The sequence below is a fragment of the Bradyrhizobium sp. Kon10 genome, assembly GCF_055807395.1.
The window spans coordinates 34,374-56,931 of the sequence record NZ_JBVVOZ010000010.1 but is presented as its reverse complement, the minus strand read 5'-3'; the positions used below and the strand labels follow the sequence as shown (position 1 = coordinate 56,931).

Below are 22,558 nucleotides of genomic sequence, written 5' to 3'. Positions count from 1 at the left end.
CGGGTTGGGTTTCAACGCGCTCCCCACGCGGAGAGCGGGAACTTCGTAGGGTGGGTTAGCCTTGCGACTGCGCGAAGCGCAGTTCGCTGGGCGTAACCCACCATTTTCCTTCATCGCGGAGCGACCGCGGTGGGTTACGCCTTCGGCTAACCCACCCTACGGCAGCGGTGGAAAGTCGCGATCAATCCTTCGGCCGCAGCTTCTCGACTTCGGCGTCACCAGGCAGATAGTCCGAGCCCTTCTTGTAGGTGGAGTCGACCATCACGCCCTTGCCGTCCTTCAGCGCGGTCTTGCCGACATAAGCACCGAGCGTCGACTGGTGGTCGATCTTGCGGAAGGTGATTTCACCGAACGGCGACGGCACCGACAGCCCTTCCGCAGCAGTGATCAGCTTCTCCGGATCGGTCGAGCCGGCCTTGGCAAGGATCGCCGCCGCCGACTTGATGGTCTGGTAGCCGACGATGGAGCCAAGACGCGGATAGTCGTTGTACTTGGCCTGATAGGCCTTCAGGAACGCGTCATGCTCGGGCGTCTTGATCGAGTACCAGGGATAGCCGGTGACGATCCAACCCTCGGGCGTCTCGTCCTTGAGCGGATCGAGATATTCCGGCTCGCCGGTCAGGAACGAGACGACCTCGCGACCCTTGAACAGGCCGCGGGTGTTGCCTTCACGCACGAGCTTGACGAGATCAGCACCGAAGGTGACGTTGAGGATCGCTTCGGGATTGGCGGCGGCAACGGCCTGCACCACCGGGCCGGCGTCGATCTTGCCCTGCGGCGGCCATTGTTCGTCGACCCACTGGATGTCCGGACGCTTCTCCGACATCAGCTTCTTGAACACCGCGACCGCCGACTGGCCGTATTCATAATTCGGCGCGATCGTCGCCCAGCGTTTTGCCGGCAGCTTGCTGGCGGCTTCCACCAGCATTGCCGCCTGCATGTAATTGGAGGGACGCAAGCGGAAGGTGTACTTATTGCCCTTCGACCAGGTGATGGCGTCCGTCAGCGGCTCGGCCGCGAGGAAAAACACCTTTTTCTGGTTGGTGAAGTCGCTGACCGCAAGGCCGATGTTCGACAGGAACGTGCCCGTGAGCATCGCGACGCCCTCGCTCGAGACGAGCTCGTTGGCCGCGGTCTGCGCATCGGCCGGCTTGCCGCCGTCGTCCTTGGAGATGACGACGAGCTTCTTGCCGTTGATGCCGCCGGCAGCGTTGATCTCTTCGACCGCGAGCTGCCATCCCTTGCGATAGGGGTCGGTGAAGGCCGGCAGCAGCGAGTAGCTGTTGATCTCGCCGATCTTGATCTCCTGCGCCAGGGCCGAATGAGCCATGCCGCCGGCCAGAAGCGCGAAGGCCGCGCCGACAAAATAGGTTCTTGCTCGCATCCCAACCTCCAGTTTTGAACTCACTACCTCAGACCGTCTTTATCTCAGACCGTCTTCGCCCTTGATCTCCGCAACGGTCAGCCCGCCAACACGCGGCAGCGGACGGCCGCTGTCGGTGACGGCGACCGCGACCATGATTTCGTTGGCACGCGGGGCGTCGTTGATCTGGACTTCCATCCCGTCGAAATGGCTGCGCACGAACGCCGCATCCTTGTGGCCGAGGGGAATGTCGAGCGTCGTGCCCGGGCCGCTGCGCTTCTTCGAGGACGGGATCAGCGCCGCGCCCTTGCTCAACACCTTGCGCACCGGCGCGCCCATTTTGGGGTGAAGAATCGCGGCCGCATGTTCCAGCTCGCCATTCTCGCCGACGGCCGCAGCCTTGCCATAACTCTGCGCCTTGGAACCGTCGATGCCGAGTGCCGCCACCGCGCGCTTCGACAGGAGTTCGCCCAGCTCCTCGCCGATCGCGATCAGCGGCGAGAGATCCTCGACATATTGTCCGGCAAAGGGATTTTCGATCACGGCGATCGCCGCCGCGCGCCGCGTCGGCGGCGACACCTGGCGGCCCATCTCCATCTGCGTCTCTTCGACGACGGTGACGATCTTGCGAATGATCGCGCTCATGTTCCACGTCCCTGCTCAGGCATGAATCGCATTTTCCAGCACAGCCGGGCGCGATCGTTGCCGCTCAATGTCCTTTGTTCCGATGACAAGCATATCACCACAAAGCTGCAACACGGCACCTTCGATCAATCCACGGTCGAACAATTCCCGTGCACATTCCGCGCCAGATTCGAGCGCCGTGGCGATCTCGGCCCGCGACAATTCACCGACCTCGCGGGTCACGAGACGTGCGCCGAGATCGCTGTCGGGCTGAAGCGCGTTCGCAGGCTGCCGGATGATCGCGGGATGCCCGGGCAGATCGACAGCATTGGCGATGATCGTCGCCGCCGCATCAGCCTGCGACGCGGTCAGGGCCAGCACCGTCACGGCATCCGCAATTCCGAGCGAAAAGCTGCGGCCGTGACGTCCGCTGGTCGCGATGCCGCGCACGGGATCGTTTGCATTGACCTTCATCGTTCGCATCACGCCGCTGCGATCGGGGCGGTCCATCAGGCCGACCGAAAAGTGCTCGCCTTCGCCGAGATAGATCGCGATGTCGCCGCCGTTGTTGACATAGGCCTGATCGAGCGATGCCGCCGCCAGCATGGCACCGAGGATCTCCTCCGCCACGCTTCCGGCAACCGCCGCCATCGGCGTGATGAAGCAATCGCCGGCGTGGGGCGCGACGGCTGCGTGCATGCGCCGTGCAACAACGCCGTTCAGTGCGCACGCCCCGGGTACCACCGCCGAGCGCAATTCCGTCAGCTCAGCGCAGAGTTCATCGAGCAGGCCGGTGAAACGGCGCGCCGCCGCCTCGTAAGCCGCACGCACATGGTGCCCGAGCCCCCTCGCCTCCACGATCAAATCAATCGGTCCATCCTGCAAATGCAGCCGCCGGCCATCAGACAGCAATGCGATTTGCGGGAGCCTTGTCATGCTCGCCGTCCCGGAATCGGGTTCTGCCAGGGCAACTGGCGGACATCGTCACCGCCCCTGACCTCGGACAGCGGCTTCACGTAATCCATGTGCCCGCCGAGCGCGGCATAGTCAGTCAGTTTCATCGTGAACTCGATCGGCGCGACCAGCGCCGGGGTCGGCACGTAGCCGAACGCGCCCGAAGGCATCTGCGTCACGTCGACCATGTAGGTGATGCCGCCGCCCGGCCAGACGTAGACCGGCGCGCCACCGCTGGTGACGCGCGTCAACGCGTCTTTCACCGAGCGCGTCAGCCGCACCGGGTTGTCGGTGACGCCTGCGCGCAACGAGCCGCCGGCACCCGCCATGAACAGCACCGTGCACAGCGCCGGCTCGCAATTCTCCTGGATACGCTCGACCGAGAACTTCAGATCCGGCGGCATCTCGGTCTCGACCGGCTTCAAGGCCGCGTCGAGCACATAATAAGACGAATGCTCGCCGGTCGTGGAGACCATCAGGATCGTCAGCCCAGGCCTGGCTTCCTTGGCGTCGAACGGTCCGAGGATCGCCAGCGGATCGGAGATGTTGGTGCCGCCCCAGCCCGTTCCGGGATCGGCGACCTGGAAATAGCGGCCGGGCGTGGAGCGCCGGCCCTTCATCTTGATGCCGGTATCGGCGATATCGAGCAGCTTGCCGGCCTGGTGCTCGCTGAGCACGCCGGTGATGTGGTCGTCGACCACGACGACTTCGTCGACCTTGCCATGCCATTGCTTGGCGAACATGCCGATGGTCGCCGAGCCGCAACCGACGCGCATGCGCTCTTCCTTGGCGCCGTTGACGACCGGCGGCTGGCCGGCCTGCACCACCACGGTCGCACCGCCGTCCACAGTGAGTTCGACGGGCTTGCAATTGGCGAGGTCCATCAGCGTGTCGCAGGTGACCCGGCCCTCTTTCTTGGAACCGCCGGTCAGATGATGCACTCCGCCGAGCGAGAGCATCTGCGAGCCGTATTCGCTGGTGGTGACGTGGCCGACCGCTTCGCCCTGCGCGCGCACGGTCGCGGTTTCCGGCCCGAGATAGCGGTCGGTGTCGATCTTCACCTTGATGCCGCAATAGGAGAAGATGCCTTCGGTGACGACGGTGACCATGTCGACGCCGTCGACCTCGGACGACACGATGAACGGCGCGGGCTTGTAATCGGGATAGGTGGTGCCGGCGCCGATCGCGGTCACGAAGGTCGAGGGCTCGTGGACGATCTTGCCGTCCCAATCTTCGGTGCGGCTGAACGGCACCAGCTTGCCGCCCTGCGACACCGTGCGTTCAAGGATGATGTGCGGATCGACGCGAACGAGCTTGCCGTCGTCATTGGCATAGCGGTCGCAGGCGCCCGCCGCGCCTGGCTTAATGTAGCACATCACCGGACAGGCATCGCAGCGGATCTTGTCGGTGGCGGCGCTCGTCGTTTCAGTCACCATGTCAAAGCCAGCGGATCGCGACGGTTTATCATTCGTATACGAACGATGTTGCGCGCGCTCCGGATAGCTGTCAAGCGGCGCCGCAGGCGAAAAGACGCCGCTGCCGAATAAAACCCCATTTGCCTCCCGGCGCTGTCCACAAAGCGGGCAGTTGCGCTGCACTGCGGGATGGCGGCTTGCACGTTTGTGTACAAACGGTATCGTCGCGACATACGACTTGCGACCGCGGTCGCCAGAGCTTGAGAACCAGAGCTTGGAAACGAGGATGACGCAGACACCGAGCCGCCTCACCGTGAACGGCAGGATCCACGACGTCGCGGCGGCGCCGCAGACGCCGCTGCTCTATGTGCTGCGTAACGATCTTCAACTCAATAGCCCGAAATATGGCTGCGGCCTCGGCGAATGCGGCACCTGCACTGTCCTGATCGACGGCGCCCCGGCGCGCTCCTGCGTGATTCCCGTCGGCGGCTGCACGGGACGCGACATCGTCACGCTCGAAGGACTCGGCACAAGCGACAAGCCGGATGTGGTGCAGCAGGCCTTTATCGACGAGCAGGCCGCGCAGTGCGGCTACTGCCTCAACGGCATGATCATGACCACGAAGGCGCTGCTCGCGATCAATCCGCGGCCGACCCAGCAGGAGGCACTGGCGGCGCTACGCTACAATCTCTGCCGCTGCGGCACGCATGTCGAAATCCTCCGCGCGGTGATGCGCGCATCGGGCCAGCTCGCCGGGGCCTGTGACTGATGGCCTCCGCTGTTTCGAACGGAGCTGAGCGGGCATCCGGCTCGCTTGTCGTGGTCCGCACCGCGGACGAGGTCACGTCCGAGACCTTCGTGCGGATCACCGCCGACGGCTCCGTCGCCGCCTATAATGGCCATGTCGATCTCGGCACCGGCATCCGCACTGCGCTCGGCCAGATCGTCGCCGAGGAACTGGACGTCTCCTTTGCCCGCGTCGTGGTGGTGCTCGGCGACACCGCCATTGTGCCGAACCAGGGCGCGACGATTGCGAGCGAAACCATCCAGATTACCGCTGTCCCTCTGCGCAAGGCCGCAGCGCAAGCGCGGCACTTCCTGATCGCGCGCGCGGCGGAGCGCCTAGAGCTGCCGGCGATCGACCTCGAGATCGAGGACGGCCTCGTCCGCGGACACAATCGCAGCGTCAGCTATGGCGAGCTGATCGGCGATGCGACCATTCGCCTCGAGCTTGATGACGACGTGCACGTCAAGGCCGTCAGCGACTACGCCATCGTCGGCCAGTCGATGCCCCGCGTTGATCTCCCAGCAAAGGCCACGGGCGAGCTGACCTTCGTGCACGACATCCGCGTGCCCGGCATGCTGCACGGCCGCGTCGTGCGTCCACCCTATGCCGGCGTCGATGCCGGTCCGTTCGTCGGCAGCAGCCTGATCGCCGTCGACGAATCATCGGTGCGCGACATTCCCGGCCTCACTGCCGTCGTGCGGGTCGGGGATTTCGTCGGCGTGGTCGCCGAGCGCGAAGAGAATGCGATTCGCGCTGCCGAGCAGCTCAAGTTGAGCTGGAAGCCGACACCGGCGCTGACCGACCTCGCCGACGTCGAGACGGCGCTGCGCGCCAATCCGTCGACGCCGCGCACGCTGATCGACAAGGGCGACGTGACCATGGCGATTGCCGGGGCGGCCAAGCCGATCCAGCGCACTTACGTCTGGCCGTATCAGATGCACGCTTCGATCGGCCCCTCCTGCGCGGTCGCCGACTTCCAGAACGGCAACATCCGAGTCTGGTCGGGTACCCAAAATCCGCACCTGCTGCGCGGCGACCTTGCCCTGCTGATCGAGCGCCCGGAGAGCGAGATCGAGGTGATCCGGCTCGAGGCCGCCGGCTGCTATGGCCGCAACTGCGCCGACGATGTCACTGCGGATGCGCTGCTGCTGTCGCGCGCGGTCGGTCGTCCCGTGCGCGTGCAATTGACACGCGAGCAGGAGCACGCCTGGGAGCCCAAGGGCACCGCGCAGCTCATCGATGTCAATGGCGGCCTGAATGCCGACGGCGGCGTCGCGGCTTACGATCTCGCCACGCGCTATCCGTCGAACGCGGCGCCGACGCTGGCGCTGTTGCTGACGGGACGGATCTCGCCCGAGCCCGCCGTCCTCCAGATGGGCGATCGCACCGCGATCCCGCCCTACGATTACGACCATATGCGCGTCGTCGCCCACGACATGGCGCCGATCGTACGCGCGTCCTGGCTTCGCGGCGTCTCGGCGCTGCCGAACACCTTTGCGCACGAATCCTACATCGACGAACTCGCCACCGAGGCCGGCGTTGATCCCATCGAATATCGCCTGCGCTACCTCAGGGACCAGCGCGCGGTCGATCTCGTCAATGCGGTCGCCGAGCGCGCGGGTTGGACGCCACGGCCGGTGCGCGAGGAGAAAGACGGCGAGGTCGTGCACGGGCGCGGCTTTGCTTATGCGCTCTATGTCCACAGCAAGTTTCCCGGCTATGGCGCGGCGTGGTCGGCCTGGGTGGCCGACGTTGCCGTCAACAAGACCACCGGCGATGTCAGCGTGACGCGTGTGATCGCGGGACAAGACTCCGGATTGATGATCAATCCGGATGGCGTGCGCCACCAGATCCACGGCAATGTCATCCAATCGACCAGCCGCGCGCTGATGGAGGAAGTCTCGTTCGAGCGCGGCGCGGTGGCGGCGCGCGAATGGGGCGCCTATCCGATCATTCCCTTCCCCGACGTACCCAAGATCGACGTGTTGTTGCTGCCGCGGCCGGACCAGCCGCCACTCGGCGTCGGCGAGTCCGCCTCCGTGCCGAGCGCGGCGGCGATTGCCAATGCGATCTTCGACGCCACCGGCGTGCGCTTTCGCGAACCGCCGTTTACGCCGGAGCGTATCCTGAGGGGACTGCATGGCGACGCAGCGGCCACGCCGCAAGCCCTGCCCGCTCCGCCCACGCCACAGCCGTCGCACATCCGGCAAAATCCGTTCGCCAAGCGCACCGGCATGTTCGCGACGATTGCAGCCGTCTGCACCGCTGCGATCGGTATCGGAACAGCGCTGCTGCCCGGTCGCGCCATCGCGCCGATCGCGCAGCCGGATGCGTCAGTCTATTCCGCGGCGACGATCGCGCGCGGCCAGCAGCTCGCGGCGCTCGGCAATTGCGCGGAGTGTCATACCAATGTCAGTGGCCCGCTCAATGCGGGCGGCCGCGCGCTGGAGACGCCGTTCGGCACGATCTACGCAACCAACATCACGCCCGACGTTGAAACCGGAATCGGTGCCTGGTCCTATCCGGCCTTCGAGCGCGCGATGCGCGACGGGCTGCATCGCGACGGTCGGCAGCTCTATCCGGCTTTTCCCTACACGCATTTTTCCAAGACGAGCGATGCCGACCTTCAGGCGCTCTACGCCTATTTGATGGCGCAGCCTGCGGTGCGGGCCACGGCGCCTGCGAACACGCTGGCCTTCCCGTTCAACCTTCGTCCGCTGCTTGCGGGATGGAATGCGCTGTTCCACCAGACCAACGAGTTCAAGCCCGATCCGGCAAAATCCGAGCAGTGGAATCGCGGCGCCTATCTGGTCGAGGGCCTCGGCCATTGCAGCGCCTGCCATTCGCCGCGCAACGCGCTCGGAGCCGAGCAGCGCAACGCCTATCTCGCCGGCGGCTTCGCCGAGGGCTGGGAGGCGCCGGCGCTGACCTCGCTCTCGCACGCGCCGATCCCGTGGAGCGAGGACGAGCTCTTCGCCTATTTGCGCACCGGGCAGTCGCGCTATCACGGCGTCGCCGCCGGCCCGATGGCCCCGATCGTCAGGGATCTCACGGCGCTGCCCGACCACGAGATCCGTGCGATGGCGGTCTATCTCAACTCATTCAGCGATGCTGCGACCGACCGGCAAACGCAGGATGCGCTCGCTGCGAAGCTCGAAGCGGCGACGCAAGTCACCGTCGCGGCGTCCACCGGCGCGCGGCTCTATCGGGGCGCCTGCGCGGTCTGCCACGAGGTCGGTGGCCTGCCGCTGTTCGGCAGCCGGCCCTCGCTCGGGCTCAACAGCAATCTGCACAGCGCGACGCCGGACAACCTTGTGCAAGTCATCCTGCACGGCATCACCGAGCCCGCCTCCAGCGATCTCGGCTACATGCCCGCCTTCAGGAACAGCATGAGCGACGCGCAGCTCGAAGCGCTCGTCACGTTCCTGCGCCGGCAGTTTGCGCCCGACAAGCCGGCGTGGAGCGGCGTCCGCGAGACGATTGCGCGCGTGCGCACGTCAACTCACTAAGCGTGCTTCTTCGCCTCCACGGGCGGCGTGCCGTGGGTGTGGAACGACTCGATCGTCTTCAATCCCCAGGCCTGGCCCTTCTTGCGCTCCTCCTCCGTCCATACGATCGGCTTCCAGTCGGGCGCCAGGATCAGCCGCGCGCCGGCATTGGCGACTTCGATGCGGTTGCCGCCGGGCTCGTAGACATAGAGGAAGAAGGTCTGCTGGATCGCGTGCTTGTGCGGCCCGGTCTCGATGTGCACGCCGTTCTCCAGGAAGATATCTGCGGCGCGAAGAATCTCCTCGCGGCTGTCGAGCGCGTAGGTGACGTGGTGGAAGCGGCCGGGGGTGCCCGAGTGGTCGAGAGAATAGGCGAAGTCGTAGCTCTTGTTCGACATCGTCAGCCACATCGCGGCTTCCCGGCCGTCATTGAGCACGATCTGCTCGGTCAGCCGGCAGCCGAGGTAAGTCTCGAAGAACTCGCGGTTCGCTTTAATGTCGATCGCGAGGCAATTGAGATGATCGAGGCGGCGGACGTTGACGCCGCGCGCGGGAAAGCGCTGCGCCTGGTTCTTCAGCGCCGGCTTCAGCTCCGGCGGCGCCTGATACCATTCGGTCTCGTAATAGAGCTCGACGATGTGACCGTCGGGATCGCGGCAGCGGAAGGTCGGGCCCTGCCCCATGTCGCCATCGATCCAGCCGAGGTCGAAGCCGGATCCCTTCAGCGCGGCGACGCGGCGCTCCAGCGCCTGCTGGCTGCGCGCACGCAGGGCCATGTGCTCCATGCCGGAGGTTTTCGAGGCTGTGAGCTTGAGCGAATAGCGCTCATAATCGTCCCAGCCGCGCAGATAGACCGACTCGCCCTTCTGCCCGCTGACGGTCATGCCCATGACGTCGACGAAGAATTTCAGGCTCTCGTCAGGCTTCGGCGTCAGCAGTTCCATGTGGCCGAGATGGGCGAGATCGAGGATGGGTTCGGGCTGCATGCTTCCTCCAACGCGTCGCTGCGATCCGCTTCTGCGGAACGCGCAAATCGGGCAGCGACGCCATCATTGTTGGCGCGCCTGGGCTGGCGCTGACGCCGGGTACATTTGTACTAATGTACAAATGATTAGCTCCCGTCAACAAACCAGACCTCCGCTGCCTGCCGTGGGGCTACCGGCCCGCGAGCTGCGAACCCGCGCGCATTCGGCCGACTGCCCGAATGGTAAAATCTTCCTTAAGTACTTTCGAGCGACCGGGTCTGGAAAAGCAGGCATTTTCGGGCGGTTGCCCGTCAAATAGGCATTAGGAACAAACCTGTTAGCCGAATTATCGCGGATTTAACAAAGCGCCCGCGCCTGCCGTTTAACCGTTTGTCCAGCCGCAGCTTGCATAGTCAGGGCCAGATTCCTCGCTCTTGCCAGGTTCATCCATCGTGACATCCTTTGGACGCGTGATTTCGGTACGCGGGTCGCTCGCCCGGGTCGGACTTCTGGCGGAAAGCCGGATGCCGGTCTCGGAGGTTCGGGCCACCGTTGGCCGCTTCGTCAGCATCCGCGGCGCCAGCTCGGTCATCGTCGCGATGATCACCGAGGTATCCTGCGAAAACCTCTCGAGCACCGACAATCTGATCGCGATCGCGTCGGTCGACCTGCTCGGCGAGATCCACAACGCCGCCGACAAGGCCAAATTCCAGCGCGGCGTCACCAACTATCCGACGATCGGCGATTCAGTCGACCTGATCACGAGCCAGGAGCTGCGCACGATTTACGCGCCGACCGGATCGGACCAGATCAATGTCGGTTTCCTCCAGCAGGACCGTTCCGTCATCGCCTATGTCGATATCGAGGAAATGCTGTCCAAGCATTTCGCGGTGCTGGGATCGACCGGCGTCGGCAAATCCACCGGCGTGTCGCTGCTGCTCAACGAGATCCTCAAGGCACGGCCGAACCTTCGCATCTTCCTGCTCGACGTCCACAACGAATATGGCCGCTGCTTCGGCGACCGCGCGCTGGTGATCAACCCGCGAAACCTGAAACTGCCGTTCTGGCTGTTCAATTTCGAGGAAATCGTCGACGTGCTGTTCGGAGGCCGCGCCGGAGTCCCCGAGGAGCTCGACGTTCTCGCCGAAGTGATCCCGATCGCCAAGGCCATCTACACGCAGTACCAGAACACCGACCGCCTCGGCCTGAAGCGCATTGATCCCAAGCAGGTCGGCTTCACCGTCGACACGCCCGTGCCATACCGCTTGGTCGATTTGATCTCGCTGATCGACGAGCGCATGGGCAAGCTGGAAAACCGCTCCTCGCGCATCGTCTATCACAAGCTGATCTCGCGCATCGAAGCGGTCCGCAATGATCCGCGCTACGCCTTCATGTTCGACAACGCCAATGTCGGCGGCGACACCATGGCCGAGGTGATCAGTCATCTGTTCCGCCTGCCCGCCAACGGCAAGCCGATGACGGTCATGCAGCTCGCCGGCTTCCCGGCCGAGGTGATCGATTCCGTCGTCTCGGTGCTGTGCCGCATGGCCTTCGACTTCGGCCTGTGGAGCGACGGCGTGTCGCCGATGCTGTTCGTCTGCGAGGAAGCCCACCGCTATGCCTCCGCCGACCGCAATGTCGGCTTCGGGCCGACCCGCAAGGCGGTGTCGCGCATCGCCAAGGAAGGCCGCAAATACGGCGTCTATCTCGGCCTCATTACGCAGCGCCCGGCCGAGCTCGACGCCACCATCATCTCCCAATGCAACACGCTGTTCACGATGCGTCTCGCCAACGAGCGCGACCAGGCGCTGCTCCGCGCCGCGGTGTCGGACGCCGCCGCTAATCTACTCTCCTTCGTGCCCTCGCTCGGCACCCGCGAGGTGCTTGCGTTCGGCGAAGGCGTCGCGCTGCCGACGCGCCTGCGCTTCAAGGAGGTGCCGCCGCACCAATTGCCGCGCGGCGAAGCCACCATCAGCAGCGTTCCTTCCGTGACATCGGGTCATGACATGCATTTCGTCGGCGCCGTGCTCGAGCGCTGGCGCGGCGCGACGTCGCAGCGCGACGTGCCGAACGACCCGGTGTTTTCGGCGCCGCCCGCCAGGACGCTCGCCCCCGCCGAAGTCCCGATGCTGCAACCGTCGATGGGGCTCGATCCGGACCGCTTCTCGCTGCTGAAAAAGCCACTACGGTAGGCGGCGGACACCGCTTCCGCAAACTCCGCCGTCATGCCCGCGAAAGCGGGCATCCAGTACGCCGCGGCCTCTCCGTATCCCATTGCTGTCTCTGGAATACTGGATCGCCCGATTAAATCGGGCGATGACACTGAGCGTGCGGCACGTTGAGCCCCGCGCCCGCATCGACTATGTTTGCCGGCTGCAATCCGGAAAACATGCCAATGACAAATCCCGCCGCACAACGCTTCCCCGCACCCGCCCTCGACACGTTGCCGGAGGACATCCGCACGAAGCTGTTCGCCGTACAGGAGAAGAGCGGCTTCGTGCCGAACGTATTTCTGACGTTGGCCTATCGCCCCGACGAATTCCGTGCCTTCTTTGCCTATCACGACGCGCTGATGGAAAAGGACGGCGGCCTGACCAAGGCCGAGCGCGAGATGATCGTGGTGGCGACCTCAGCAGCCAATCAGTGCCAATATTGCGTCATCGCGCACGGTGCGATCCTGCGCATCCGCGCCAAGAACCCTCTGATCTCCGACCAGGTCGCAGTGAATTACCGCAAGGCCGACATCACGGCGCGCGAGAGGGCGATGCTTGATTTCGCGATGAAGGTGTCGGCGGACGCGCAGCGGATTTCCGAGGACGATTTTGCCGCGCTCGCCCCGCACGGCTTCAGCGACGACGACATCTGGGACATCGCTGCGATCTCCGCCTTTTTCGCGCTGTCGAACCGGCTGGCGAATTTCACGGGCATGCGGCCGAACGAGGAGTTCTATCTGATGGGACGCCTGCCGAAGAAATGACCGGCCGCCGTCACCGGCGACGAGTTCCCGTTTGACGGGAACTCGGGTTTTTTGCAATCGCACACGTTTTGTTAAGAGACTCACCCTCAACTAGCACAAACGCTTTGGCACAACTTGCACAGTTTCCATCATCGGAGACGCGGATGAGTCGTGCCTTGAGAGGGCCGTCTCATGAACGTGCGGGCATTTCTTGTCGCAACCAGCATCGGCGCGGCATTCTTCGCGGCCGGATATGTCTGGAATTATCAGCCCGAGGTCATGGAGGCCAGCAACATATGGAGCATGCTTGAATCGGAGCACGGCAAGGCGCGGGCCGCCGTCTCACGTGTGCTGATTGCGCCGAATTCAGCTCATTTCAACGGCCTGCGAACGGTCGATGCAGACAAGGCCAGATATGTGTGCGGCGCCGTGAAGGCGATGGATCAAAAGGGGCAGTATGTCGAGACCGCCTTCGTCTACACCGTCGCAATCGATTTTGCCCGTATCGACGACGACGGCCGGATCACGTCGCAGCGTTCGACATACAGGCCGTGCCCAACCGCGACTGACGACAAGATAGCCGACCGGAACAAGTTGATATCGCCAGGCGCGCTATCGGTGATCACGACCGTTGAAAACATCATCCCGAAGTCCAGCGGCGGGACCATGGAACAACAGCTTAGCCAACTCGCTGGACAGACAGCAGCCGTCGCGCCGAAATCGGCGGGCTCGTCAGGTTCGACGGCCTCGGCAGGGTCAGGATGGGCGCCGGCAACGCAGCACTCAGGTTCGAGCGTCGCGGCCCCCTTGGGAGACGAACAGATCTGGCCTATCGACCAGCCGCCGGCCGCTTGGCCAACGTTCCCCTCCGGCCATGCGCTGGCGAAACCAACGCAGAAGCGGACGAGCGCCGAAGCCATGGCTTTCGCGAAAGATGTCGAGGCTCGTTGGGAGGAAGCGAAATCATCCGGTATTCCGACCCGGCGTCCTTCGCCCGAGGAGATCAAGGAAGCATGCCGCGCGCTGCTCGCGATTGATCCCAAGGATAACGAATATCCACGGGCCTGGGCCGCCTTCGTGCGCTTGCGGAAGATCGACCGCGATACGGCTGCTTGAAGCGGAACGGCGAGTCCGCGCCGCGACAGTTTAGCGCCGATGCACCGGACCGCTAGCGCTTCGCCATCAGCTCGACCGCCGGGGCAAAGCGTTCGGAGAAAGTCGCAGCTTTGGTCGCGTGAGCAGCAGCAAGCGAGGCGGAGACAAAACTGTAACCCCCGACTGAGGCGACTGCGAGCAAAACGGCGGCGAAGACCAGACGACGCATTTCATCCTCCTTCGTGGGTGACAGCGACGAAGCATCGAACCGCTTTGTTTCAGGACGTTTTCGTGCGGCAGAAGAATGACTTCGCTCAAGCGACTGTGATGTGCCGCAGTTCGCAACGCCGCCCGAGCGTTGCGCCTAATCGTCCGACGCCGGCCCGCACCAGCCCGGCAGATAGATCGCATCCTTGCTCTTGGCCGCGGCCAGCCCCTTCTCCAGCGCCTTGTCGAAATTGGCGTCCACCGCCTTGCGCGATAGCTTTCGGCGCAGAAAATCGGCCCACAAGAATTCGGAGAACGGTGTGGTGTCCTTGGCGAAGCCGCCCATGCGGCGGAGCTCGCCGGCGAGACTGCGGAACGGATCGTCCTTGAGATCGACGACAGATTTCGGCAGGTCGCGAAATGGACGGCGTTCGCCCTTGGCGTCGTAAGGATAAACCCAGCGCTTGTTGTCCATCACGCCCCAGAACGCTTCGCGCTCGACCATCCTGAGATCGCCGACGACGGTCACCAGCACCTCCTTGATGCCCTCGTCATGCAGCGCGCGGCCGAGATGGTGATGATCGATCACGTAGTAGCGCTCGTCCGGCCCATGCACGACCGGAATCATGTGGGTGCCAAGCAGGTCGGACTGCTTCTTCTTGCCGTGCTCGCGCCAACGCTTGCGCTTCTCCTTGACCTCGCGCATGCCCACCGTCATCTGCGTCGGCCGGAGCGACAGGATCGGCACCGGATGCACTCTCGGCTCGCGCGCGTTTGTGGTCATGATGGAAGGGCCTCTCGTCTGGTTGCAAGTTGGTGGTCCAGGGTTCCCTATTATGCCATGGGCGTTGCGACGGCAAAATGCGCTCGCGCAAGCGCTATCGCGAGTTGTGCAGCGCAACGGGTGCATTCCAGACAGCGGGACCACAACCAGTTCGGCTGGTCTTCGCGGCGCCCCGTGCCAGATCATGCGGACGCGCAAGGCACGTGCTGGTCGCGAATATTTTCTGCAACCCCGGTGTCCCCTATGCTATTTAAAAGCTGCTTCGGAGAAATCCCCGCGCCATGACATCCCAGCGGCCCATAACCTCGGACGAGGAGCACCGGGTGCTCCAGTTCAGGCCGCGCACCACGCCGTCCCCGGTGGTCCACCGGGGCAGCGGCATCGTGCAACCGCTGCACGCAGTTCCCGAGCCGCTCGATCTGTCACGCTATGAGCAGCCCCGCGAGGAGCCCGACGATTTCCGCCATCGGATGCTCGCCAATATCGCGGCGCTGGCCTTCACCATCGCGCTGACCGCGATCGGAATCTGGCTCGCCGTCAGCATTGCCGACCTGCGCCGGACCCAGGATTGCGTGCTGATGGGCCGGCGGGACTGCGTCAGGATCACGACACCGCATATCTAGGCGCGGCCCCGGGCCGGAGGCGCTGCAACCGGCATCCCCAGCCCTGTCCGCGCCCTGTCCCGCTCCATTGAACTCAAGGCGGCGCTCCGATATACGGGCTTCCGACCCAACCAGAGGGGGTTTGAGGGCGTCATTCGGGGCGCGATGCCCACCCACCCTGCCACTCTGGAATATCTGACAAATACCCACAATATATCAAAGGCTTAGTGATGTCCTCCACATTCGATCAGGTCGCTACGATCATCGCTGAAACCTGCGACATCCCGCGCGACACGATCACGCCGGATAGCCATGCCATCGATGATCTCGGCATCGACAGCCTCGATTTCCTGGACATCGCGTTCGCGATCGACAAGCAGTTCGGTATCAAGCTGCCGCTCGAAAAGTGGACCCAGGAGGTCAATGACGGCAAGGCGACCACCGAGCAGTATTTCGTGCTGAAGAACCTGTGCGCCCGCATCGACGAACTGGTTGCGGCCAAGGGCGCGAGCGCCTAATCGGGCGGTCATGCAACTCGAATACTTCCACATGATCGATCGCATCGTCGACCTCAAGGTCGACGAGAGGAAGATCGTCGTCGAAGCGCAGGTCCCGACCGAAAGCACCGTCTTCGAGGGCCACTTCCCGGGCTATCCGCTGATGCCCGGCGTGCTCCTGATCGAAACGATGGCGCAGGCCTCGGGCTGGCTGCTGCTCGGCGCCCTGAAGTTCGAGCGCATGCCGATTCTCGCCGCCGTCAAGGAAGGCAAGGTCCGTGGTTCCGTGTTTCCGGGCGATCTCATGAGCATCGAGGCAACACTGGCCCATGAGGGCTCGGGCTACGCCATGACCGAGGCCAAGATCAGGGTCGCCGGCAAGCTGCGTGCGAACTCGGCGCTCACCTTCACACTGATCCCCTTTCCCAATCCGGATATGCGCGGATACATGGAGGCGGTCGCCAAGCGCGTCGGCTTTCCGCAACAGGCCGTATCGCCATGACTGACACTGCTGCTTCGAAGCCCGGCCAGACAGAAGTCTGGATCACAGGCATTGGGCTCGCCACCTCGCTCGGGGAAGGGCTCGACGCCAACTGGACCGCGCTCCAGGAGAGGCGCATCAACGTCGACGAAAAGGGCTTTGCGCCGTTCATCGTGCATCCCTTGCTGCCGGTGTCCTTTGACAGCCAGATCCCGAAAAAGGGCGACCAGCGCCAGATGGAAGCCTGGCAGCGCATCGGCGTCTATGCCGCGGGCCTTGCGCTGGATTCCGCAGGCATAAAGGGCAACAAGGACATCCTCTCGAAGATCGACATGGTGGTCGCCGCAGGTGGTGGCGAGCGCGATCTCAACGTCGACACCGGCGTGCTCACGGCCGAGGCCAAGGGCGCCAACGCGCCTGGCTTCCTCAACGAGCGGCTGATGAGCGATCTGCGGCCGACGCTGTTTTTGGCCCAGCTTTCCAATCTGCTCGCCGGCAACATCGCCATCGTGCATGGCTTGGGCGGCACCTCGCGCACCTTCATGGGCGAAGAGGTCGCGGGCGCGGATGCCGCGCGTATTGCCCTGTCGCGCATCGCCTCCGGCGAGAGCGACATCGCGCTGATCGGCGGCTCGCACAATGGCGAACGCAAGGACCTGATGGTCCTCTACGAATTCGGCGACTTCAACCTGAAGGACAAGTTCGCACCGGTCTGGGCGCGCAACGATCACGCCGGCTTCGCGCTCGGCTCGGCCGGCGCCTTCCTGGTGCTGGAATCGAAGGCGCATGCGGAAGCGCGCGGCGCAAAGCCATTTGCAAAACTGTCGAGCGTGGTGGCCGATCTCGCCCGGCGCAAGCAGGATGGCGACATGGCCGCGACCCTGGAGAAGCTGTGGGCGAAGCTGCCCAAGCGCGAGGGCAAGGGTGCGATCATCACGGGCGCGACCGGCGCGGAGCCGGCGACCACGGAAGAGCGCGGCTTCCTGAACAACCATTCCGAATTCCCGGTGCGCTCGACCGGCACGATGTTCGGCCACACCATGGAGACGCAATTTCCGCTCGGGATTGCGCTTGCAGCGCTCGCGATCTCGCGTGGCGCGCTATTCCCGCCGAACGATTCGACGGGGACCGAGATTGAAATGCAGGGCGCGCCCACCCAGATTGTGGTCGTGGGAGCCGGACACTGGCGCGGCGAAGGCATGGCGCTGGTCGAGGCGGTTCGCTAAAGCGCGTCGCGCTTTGGCAGGTTGTTGATTGAGCGGGGACTCCATGACTGCACCACGCGACAAACTCGGACGTCCCGTCGTCGTCGTCACCGGCATGGGCATCATGACCTCGCTCGGCGCCGGCAAGACCGACAATTGGGCGAAGCTCGTGGCCGGCGAGTCCGGCATCCGCACCATCACGCGCTTTCCGGTCGACGGCCTGAAGACCACGATGGCCGGCACGGTCGATTTCGTCAGCGTCGATCCGTTCTCCTCCACCGGCCTGTCCGAGCGGATGGCCGAGCTGGTGACGGAGGAAGCGCTGGAGCAAGCCGGCATCGGGGCCAAGGGCGATTTTCCGGGCCCGCTGTTTCTCGCGGTCGCGCCGGTCGAGGTCGAATGGCCGCAGCGGCGCGAGCTTGGCCGCGCCGTGGGCAGGCCGGACTTCACCTATGACGATCTGCTGCGCATCTCGGGCGGCGGCAAGTACAGCGCCTATCATCACCGCTTCATGTTCGGCTCGGTGGCCGCCTACCTCGCAGAGACCTTCGGCACCAAGGGCTCGCCGATCTCGCTGTCGACGGCCTGCGCCTCGGGCGCGACCTCGATCCAGCTCGGCGTCGAGGCGATCCGCCGCGGCGAAACCGACGCTGCGCTTTGCGTGGCGACCGACGGCACGGTGAACCCGGAGGCGCTGGTGCGCTTCTCCCTGCTCTCCGCGCTGTCGACGCAGAACGAGCCGCCGCAGGCGGCCTCCCGTCCCTTCTCCAAGAATCGCGACGGTTTTGTCATGGCCGAAGGCGCAGGCGCCCTCGTGCTGGAGAGCTATGAAGCCGCAATCGCGCGCGGCGCAAAGATCCTCGGCGTCATCGCGGGCTGTGGCGAGCTCACCGATTCCTTCCATCGCACCCGCTCTTCGCCTGACGGCAAGCCGATCATCGGCTGCATGAACAAGACGCTGGCCGATGCCGGCATGACGCCGGACCAGATCGACCACATCAACGCACACGGCACCGCGACGCCCGAAAACGACAAGATGGAGTACAATACGACATCGGCCGTATTCGGTGATCTCGTCTCCAAGATTCCGGTCACGTCGAACAAGTCGATGGTCGGCCACACCATCTCGGCCGCGGGCGCGGTGGAGGCGATCTTTTCGCTGCTCACACTCGAGCATCAGCGAATTCCGCCGACGATCAACTACGACACTCCGGATCCCACGATCCTGTTCGACGTCGTCGGCAACAAGGCGCGCGACGCCCGCGTCACCGCTGTCATGTCGAACTCGTTCGGCTTCGGCGGCCAGAACGCCTCGCTGATCCTGACCCGCGAACCGGCCTGACCGGACGCATGGCGCTGCTTCCTGCGAGCATGAAGGCCCGCGCGCGGGAGGCGGCCAAGTCGATCGGCGGCAGCCTGATCGGGGCCGCCACCGTCGGCATGCTGCGCACCACGCGCTACTTCGATCCGGTGAAGACCTCGGACTTCTTCGCGCGCGTCACCAAGCTGATCGGTCCGCGCCTGCGCGAGCATCGTATCGGCCGCGCCAACCTGATCGCTGCCTTTCCCGAGAAGTCGCCGGAGGAGATCGAAAGCATCTTGATGGGCGTGTGGGACAATCTCGGCCGCGTCGGCGCCGAGTTCGCCCATATGGACCAGGTCTGGGATTATGATCGGGAGCACCCCGAGCGAAGCCGCATTACATTGTCGCCGCGCAGCATCGAGCTGTTCGACCACATCAGGGACGACGGCAAGCCGGCGCTGATTTTTGCAGCGCATCTCGCCAATTGGGAATTGCCGGCGCTCGCCGCCGTCGCGCATGGGCTGGATACCGCGATCCTCTACCGCCGCCCGAACATCGCGTCCGCCGACCGCATCATCCAGGAGATGCGCCAGGTCAACATGGGCACGCTGATCCCGGCGGGGCGCGATGCGCCACTGCGGCTCGCGCAGGCGCTCAAGGACGGCAAGCACGTCGCCATGCTGATCGACCAGTATCTCACCGGTGGCGTCGAGGTCACCTTCTTCGGCCGCAAGACCCGCGCCAATCCGATGCTGGCGCGGCTGCTGCGCCAGGTCGAATGCCCCATCCACGGCGTCCGCATCATCCGCCAGCCCGGCGGCCGCTTCACTGCGGAATTGACGGAAGAGGTCAAGCCGGTGCGCGATGCCGGCGGCAAGATCGACATCCAGGGCACGACGCAGGCGGTCACCAACATAGTGGAAGGCTGGGTGCGCGAATATCCGGAGCAATGGCTCTGGCTGCACCGCAGGTGGCGGTAGCGGACGCAACTCTTTCCGTCATGGCCGGGCTTGTCCCGGCCATCCACGCATCGCCACGCAGCAGGAAAGACGTGGATGCCCGGGACGAGCCCGGGCATGACGAATGAGCAAGGTGAGCGTCCGCTTCCTCTCAGCCGCTCACCGTCCCGTCTTCACTTTGGTCCACAGCCGATTGATGACGCGCTGGGTCGCCGGATCTCGCGCCGTGATGACGAACAGCTTTGAAAGCGTCGCCTCGTCCGGATAGATGTTCTTGTCGTTCAGGATTTTCGGATCGACCAGCTTCTGGCTGGCGAGGTTGCCGTTGGCGTAGGACAGGAAGTCCGAGTTCTTGGCGGCGACGTCGGGGCGGTAGAGATAGTTGATCAGTTCGTAGGCTTCCTTGACGTTCTTGGCGTCTGCCGGGATCGCGAGATTGTCGAAGAACATCTGCGCGCCCTCCTTCGGGATGGTGTAGCCGATCTCGATGCCTCGCTTGGCTTCGGCAGCGCGAGCACGGGCCTGCATGATGTCGCCGGACCAGCCGACCACGAAGCAGATCTCGCCGGTGGCGAGCGCGCTGAGATATTCGGAGGAGTGAAATTTTCGCACGTAAGGGCGGACCTTGGCCACCACGTCGGCCGCCTTTTCGAGGTCCGCCTGCCTGGTCGAGTTCGGATCGAGCCCGAGATAGTTCAGCGCCGCCGGAAAGATATCGTCGGCGGAGTCGAGCATGTGCACGCCACAATCCCTGAACTTGGCGAGGTTCTCCGGCTTGAAGACGATGTCCCAGCTGTCGATCTTGGCGTCGGGTCCGAGGACCTGCTTCAGCTTCGCAACGTTGTAGCCGATGCCGGTCGTGCCCCACATGTAGTTCGCGGCGTAGAGGTTGCCGGGATCGTAGATGGCAAGGCGATCGGTCACAACCGGCCAGGCGTTGGCGAGGTTCGGCAGCTTCGACTTGTCGAGCTTTTGAAAGATGTTGGCCTTGATCTGACGTTGGAGGAAATACGCCGTGGGCACCACGACGTCATAGCCGGACTTGCCGGCCATCAGGCGCGTCTCCAGCGTCTCGTTGGCGTCGAAGGTGTCGTAGACCACCTTGATGCCGGTCTCCTTGGTGAAGGCCTCCAAGACATCCGGCGCCATATAGTTGGACCAGTTATAAAAGTTGACGACGCGTTCCTCGGCGGCCGCCTTTTGCGAGGAGAATGTCAGCGCTGCGGCGATCGCGAGACCAAGGCCAAAACCGTAGCGGCGGACATTCGTCATCTTGGTCCTACCTCTTGCGTCCGCGCACCGCGTCCGACAACCGCTCCAGCGCAGTGTCGAGCGTCTGGTCCTTCTTGGCAAAGCAGAACCGCACCACCGAGCTCACCGGGTCCTGCTCGTAGAACGCCGAGACCGGGATCGCCGCGACCTTGTAGTCCTTCACGATGCGCCAGCAGAACTCGGCATCACTCTCGTTGAGCCCGAGCGGCGACAGATCGACGGTGAGGAAATAGGTGCCCTGCGACTTCAGCACGGGGAAACCGAGGCTCTCCAATCCCCTGGTGAGACGGTCCCTGCTCCGCGTCAGATCCTTGCGCATCGACAGGAAATACTCGTCGGGCTTGCCGAGCCCGTAGGCTACTGCGGCCTGGAGGTTCGGCGCGGTGGTGAAGGTCAGGAATTGGTGCACCTTGGCCGCCACCCGAAGCAACGGCGGCGCGGCGCAGACGAAGCCGATCTTCCAGCCCGTCAGCGAGAAGATCTTGCCGGCCGACCCGACCTTGATGGTGCGCTCCCGCATGCCGGGGATGGTGATCAGCGGGATGTGCTTGTGCTCGTCGAAGGTGACGTGCTCCCAGACCTCGTCGGTGATCGCGACGACGTCGAATTCCTGGCAGTAGCGCGCCAGCAGTTCGAGGTCCTCGCGCGGATACACCACTGCCGACGGATTCAGGGGGTTGTTGAAGAGCACCGCCTTGGTCTTCGAGTTGAACACGCTTTTCAGCATGTCCTCATTCAGCCGCCAGCCCGGCGGCTCGAGCCGCACCAGGCGCGGAATGCCGCCGGCCTGGCGGATGATCGGCAAATAGGAGTCATAAACCGGCTGGAAGCAGACCACCTCGTCACCGGGCTGCACCACCGCGAGGATGGCCGAGGTCAGCGCCTCGGTGCCGCCGGAGGTGACCATCACCTCGCTCATCGGATCGAGCTTCAGGCCATGCCAGTGGCCGTAATGGGTCGCGATCGCCTGGCGCAGCTCCGGGATGCCCATCATCGATGGATACTGGTTGTAGCCGTTGAGCGAGGCATCCGCCGCGGCGCGGCGGATGTCCTCAGGACCCGGATCGTCGGGAAAGCCCTGGCCGAGATTGATGGCGTTGTTGTCGCGCGCGGCCTGCGACATCGCCTCGAAGATGGTGACGGGAAGGTCGGCGAAGACCTTGTTCAGGGAAGCGCTCTTGGTCGTCATCGCCGGGCTAGCCACCGACCTTGCTGGGAAGACCCGCCGCCTTCCAGCCCAGCATGCCGCCGGCCAGATGCTTGTCATAAGGCAGGCCCGCCGCCTGCGCCGCGAGCGAGGCGGTCACCGAACGCTTGCCCGAGCGGCAGGCGAACACGACCTCCTTGCCGGCGGGATCGGGGATCGCGTTCGGATCGAAGGTCGAAAGCGGCACGACCACGCCGTACGGATAGGCCTCGGCCTCGACCTCGTTCGGCTCGCGCACATCGACGAGCAGATACCGCCCTTCAGCGATGCCCTTGGAGACCTCGTCCGGGGTCAGATCCTGTACCTGGTTCGCCACATCATCCTCCAACGTCGCAGCCACTCGCCGGCGATCCCGGCCGGCCGCAACCTCGCCTCTCGGCTCACGAAAATCAAG

General features: G+C 64.3%; 21 protein-coding genes. 11 read left to right on the top strand and 10 right to left on the bottom strand.

Annotated elements, in window-relative coordinates; translation table 11 throughout:
• Positions 1-181 precede the first annotated feature (181 nt).
• Genes AC0L2O_RS16070 through AC0L2O_RS16055 form a run of 4 tightly spaced genes read right to left on the bottom strand, consistent with a single transcriptional unit; the run spans position 182 to position 4,377 of the window.
• On the bottom strand, positions 182-1,384 hold the full coding sequence (locus AC0L2O_RS16070) for an ABC transporter substrate-binding protein (protein WP_473370394.1): 1,203 nt from the start codon (positions 1,382-1,384) through the stop codon (positions 182-184).
• A 39-nt stretch (positions 1,385-1,423) separates the two neighbouring features.
• The gene (locus tag AC0L2O_RS16065) at positions 1,424-2,008 is read right to left on the bottom strand and encodes an amino acid synthesis family protein (protein ID WP_409189185.1); all 585 of its coding nucleotides are present in this window, start codon (positions 2,006-2,008) and stop codon (positions 1,424-1,426) included.
• Positions 2,009-2,023: 15 nt separating this feature from the next.
• A complete protein-coding gene (locus AC0L2O_RS16060) occupies positions 2,024-2,923 on the bottom strand; it encodes a UPF0280 family protein (protein WP_473370393.1) in 900 nt (299 codons plus the stop codon).
• Entirely contained in the window at positions 2,920-4,377 is a 1,458-nt protein-coding gene (locus tag AC0L2O_RS16055) for a 6-hydroxynicotinate reductase (RefSeq protein ID WP_369724611.1), read from the bottom strand. The genes AC0L2O_RS16060 and AC0L2O_RS16055 overlap by 4 nt, the downstream gene beginning before the upstream one ends.
• Positions 4,378-4,642: 265 nt before the next feature.
• Between AC0L2O_RS16055 and AC0L2O_RS16050 the strand changes: the two genes are divergently transcribed.
• Together AC0L2O_RS16050 and AC0L2O_RS16045 are read left to right on the top strand one after the other, a co-directional pair.
• Positions 4,643-5,125 carry a (2Fe-2S)-binding protein gene (locus AC0L2O_RS16050; RefSeq protein ID WP_369724613.1) on the top strand — a complete coding sequence of 161 codons (483 nt, stop codon included), beginning with the start codon at positions 4,643-4,645 and terminating at the stop codon, positions 5,123-5,125.
• Positions 5,125-8,652 (top strand): molybdopterin cofactor-binding domain-containing protein, encoded by a 3,528-nt coding sequence (locus tag AC0L2O_RS16045; RefSeq protein WP_473370392.1) that lies wholly within the window; start codon positions 5,125-5,127, stop codon positions 8,650-8,652. Before AC0L2O_RS16050 ends, AC0L2O_RS16045 begins: the two co-directional genes overlap by 1 nt.
• On the opposite strand, the gene AC0L2O_RS16040 is transcribed toward AC0L2O_RS16045, so the two are convergent.
• Positions 8,649-9,617 (bottom strand): catechol 2,3-dioxygenase, encoded by a 969-nt coding sequence (locus AC0L2O_RS16040; RefSeq protein ID WP_409189188.1) that lies wholly within the window; start codon positions 9,615-9,617, stop codon positions 8,649-8,651. The two genes, AC0L2O_RS16045 and AC0L2O_RS16040, sit on opposite strands and share 4 nt — an antisense overlap.
• Positions 9,618-10,048: 431 nt before the next feature.
• Here AC0L2O_RS16040 and AC0L2O_RS16035 point away from each other — a divergent pair, with 431 nt between their 5' ends.
• The 3 genes from AC0L2O_RS16035 (at position 10,049) to AC0L2O_RS16025 (ending at position 13,668) form a co-directional block, all read left to right on the top strand.
• Complete coding sequence (locus tag AC0L2O_RS16035; protein ID WP_409189189.1) at positions 10,049-11,788, top strand: ATP-binding protein; 1,740 nt, start codon at positions 10,049-10,051, stop codon at positions 11,786-11,788.
• 203 nt (positions 11,789-11,991) lie between these two features.
• Complete coding sequence (locus tag AC0L2O_RS16030) at positions 11,992-12,573, top strand: peroxidase-related enzyme (RefSeq protein WP_409189190.1); 582 nt, start codon at positions 11,992-11,994, stop codon at positions 12,571-12,573.
• Positions 12,574-12,831: 258 nt separating this feature from the next.
• Positions 12,832-13,668 carry a hypothetical protein gene (locus AC0L2O_RS16025; RefSeq protein ID WP_473370391.1) on the top strand — a complete coding sequence of 279 codons (837 nt, stop codon included), beginning with the start codon at positions 12,832-12,834 and terminating at the stop codon, positions 13,666-13,668.
• A gap of 52 nt (positions 13,669-13,720) precedes the next feature.
• Here AC0L2O_RS16025 and AC0L2O_RS16020 read toward each other — a convergent pair whose 3' ends face one another.
• Together AC0L2O_RS16020 and AC0L2O_RS16015 are read right to left on the bottom strand one after the other, a co-directional pair.
• The gene (locus AC0L2O_RS16020) at positions 13,721-13,876 is read right to left on the bottom strand and encodes a hypothetical protein (RefSeq protein WP_369724622.1); all 156 of its coding nucleotides are present in this window, start codon (positions 13,874-13,876) and stop codon (positions 13,721-13,723) included.
• Between the two features lie 135 nt (positions 13,877-14,011).
• Positions 14,012-14,638 carry a ParB-like protein gene (locus AC0L2O_RS16015; protein ID WP_369724623.1) on the bottom strand — a complete coding sequence of 209 codons (627 nt, stop codon included), beginning with the start codon at positions 14,636-14,638 and terminating at the stop codon, positions 14,012-14,014.
• A 281-nt stretch (positions 14,639-14,919) separates the two neighbouring features.
• On the opposite strand from AC0L2O_RS16015, the gene AC0L2O_RS16010 reads away from it, so the two are divergent.
• The 6 genes from AC0L2O_RS16010 to AC0L2O_RS15985 all read left to right on the top strand — a co-directional run bounded on the left by AC0L2O_RS16010 (position 14,920) and on the right by AC0L2O_RS15985 (position 19,706).
• The gene (locus tag AC0L2O_RS16010) at positions 14,920-15,261 is read left to right on the top strand and encodes a hypothetical protein (protein ID WP_369724625.1); all 342 of its coding nucleotides are present in this window, start codon (positions 14,920-14,922) and stop codon (positions 15,259-15,261) included.
• Positions 15,262-15,470: 209 nt separating this feature from the next.
• On the top strand, positions 15,471-15,758 hold the full coding sequence (locus tag AC0L2O_RS16005; RefSeq protein ID WP_007592476.1) for an acyl carrier protein: 288 nt from the start codon (positions 15,471-15,473) through the stop codon (positions 15,756-15,758).
• A gap of 10 nt (positions 15,759-15,768) precedes the next feature.
• Complete coding sequence (locus AC0L2O_RS16000) at positions 15,769-16,239, top strand: 3-hydroxyacyl-ACP dehydratase FabZ family protein (protein ID WP_369724628.1); 471 nt, start codon at positions 15,769-15,771, stop codon at positions 16,237-16,239.
• A complete protein-coding gene (locus AC0L2O_RS15995) occupies positions 16,236-17,444 on the top strand; it encodes a beta-ketoacyl-ACP synthase (protein ID WP_369724630.1) in 1,209 nt (402 codons plus the stop codon). The genes AC0L2O_RS16000 and AC0L2O_RS15995 overlap by 4 nt, the downstream gene beginning before the upstream one ends.
• A gap of 43 nt (positions 17,445-17,487) precedes the next feature.
• On the top strand, positions 17,488-18,765 hold the full coding sequence (locus AC0L2O_RS15990; protein WP_473370390.1) for a beta-ketoacyl-ACP synthase: 1,278 nt from the start codon (positions 17,488-17,490) through the stop codon (positions 18,763-18,765).
• 8 nt (positions 18,766-18,773) lie between these two features.
• On the top strand, positions 18,774-19,706 hold the full coding sequence (locus tag AC0L2O_RS15985; protein ID WP_473370389.1) for a lipid A biosynthesis lauroyl acyltransferase: 933 nt from the start codon (positions 18,774-18,776) through the stop codon (positions 19,704-19,706).
• A gap of 138 nt (positions 19,707-19,844) precedes the next feature.
• On the opposite strand, the gene AC0L2O_RS15980 is transcribed toward AC0L2O_RS15985, so the two are convergent.
• From AC0L2O_RS15980 to AC0L2O_RS15970, 3 genes are read right to left on the bottom strand one after another with little or no spacing between them, the layout of a single operon-like run.
• Positions 19,845-20,957 (bottom strand): polyamine ABC transporter substrate-binding protein, encoded by a 1,113-nt coding sequence (locus AC0L2O_RS15980; protein ID WP_473370388.1) that lies wholly within the window; start codon positions 20,955-20,957, stop codon positions 19,845-19,847.
• Between the two features lie 7 nt (positions 20,958-20,964).
• A complete protein-coding gene (locus AC0L2O_RS15975; RefSeq protein WP_473370387.1) occupies positions 20,965-22,146 on the bottom strand; it encodes an aminotransferase in 1,182 nt (393 codons plus the stop codon).
• Between the two features lie 7 nt (positions 22,147-22,153).
• Entirely contained in the window at positions 22,154-22,480 is a 327-nt protein-coding gene (locus AC0L2O_RS15970; RefSeq protein ID WP_369724635.1) for a rhodanese-like domain-containing protein, read from the bottom strand.
• Positions 22,481-22,558 lie beyond the last annotated feature (78 nt).

Bases quoted from the DNA above. Each gene is read 5' to 3' on its own strand.
- AC0L2O_RS16070 (WP_473370394.1), bottom strand. From the start codon at position 1,384: ATGCGAGCAAGAACCTATTTTGTCGGCGCGGCCTTCGCGCTTCTGGCC.
- AC0L2O_RS16065 (WP_409189185.1), bottom strand. From the start codon at position 2,008: ATGAGCGCGATCATTCGCAAGATCGTCACCGTCGTCGAAGAGACGCAG.
- AC0L2O_RS16060 (WP_473370393.1), bottom strand. From the start codon at position 2,923: ATGACAAGGCTCCCGCAAATCGCATTGCTGTCTGATGGCCGGCGGCTG.
- AC0L2O_RS16055 (WP_369724611.1), bottom strand. From the start codon at position 4,377: ATGGTGACTGAAACGACGAGCGCCGCCACCGACAAGATCCGCTGCGAT.
- AC0L2O_RS16050 (WP_369724613.1), top strand. From the start codon at position 4,643: ATGACGCAGACACCGAGCCGCCTCACCGTGAACGGCAGGATCCACGAC.
- AC0L2O_RS16045 (WP_473370392.1), top strand. From the start codon at position 5,125: ATGGCCTCCGCTGTTTCGAACGGAGCTGAGCGGGCATCCGGCTCGCTT.
- AC0L2O_RS16040 (WP_409189188.1), bottom strand. From the start codon at position 9,617: ATGCAGCCCGAACCCATCCTCGATCTCGCCCATCTCGGCCACATGGAA.
- AC0L2O_RS16030 (WP_409189190.1), top strand. From the start codon at position 11,992: ATGACAAATCCCGCCGCACAACGCTTCCCCGCACCCGCCCTCGACACG.
- AC0L2O_RS16025 (WP_473370391.1), top strand. From the start codon at position 12,832: ATGGAGGCCAGCAACATATGGAGCATGCTTGAATCGGAGCACGGCAAG.
- AC0L2O_RS16020 (WP_369724622.1), bottom strand. From the start codon at position 13,876: ATGCGTCGTCTGGTCTTCGCCGCCGTTTTGCTCGCAGTCGCCTCAGTC.
- AC0L2O_RS16015 (WP_369724623.1), bottom strand. From the start codon at position 14,638: ATGACCACAAACGCGCGCGAGCCGAGAGTGCATCCGGTGCCGATCCTG.
- AC0L2O_RS16010 (WP_369724625.1), top strand. From the start codon at position 14,920: ATGACATCCCAGCGGCCCATAACCTCGGACGAGGAGCACCGGGTGCTC.
- AC0L2O_RS16005 (WP_007592476.1), top strand. From the start codon at position 15,471: ATGTCCTCCACATTCGATCAGGTCGCTACGATCATCGCTGAAACCTGC.
- AC0L2O_RS16000 (WP_369724628.1), top strand. From the start codon at position 15,769: ATGCAACTCGAATACTTCCACATGATCGATCGCATCGTCGACCTCAAG.
- AC0L2O_RS15995 (WP_369724630.1), top strand. From the start codon at position 16,236: ATGACTGACACTGCTGCTTCGAAGCCCGGCCAGACAGAAGTCTGGATC.
- AC0L2O_RS15990 (WP_473370390.1), top strand. From the start codon at position 17,488: ATGACTGCACCACGCGACAAACTCGGACGTCCCGTCGTCGTCGTCACC.
- AC0L2O_RS15985 (WP_473370389.1), top strand. From the start codon at position 18,774: ATGGCGCTGCTTCCTGCGAGCATGAAGGCCCGCGCGCGGGAGGCGGCC.
- AC0L2O_RS15980 (WP_473370388.1), bottom strand. From the start codon at position 20,957: ATGACGAATGTCCGCCGCTACGGTTTTGGCCTTGGTCTCGCGATCGCC.
- AC0L2O_RS15975 (WP_473370387.1), bottom strand. From the start codon at position 22,146: ATGACGACCAAGAGCGCTTCCCTGAACAAGGTCTTCGCCGACCTTCCC.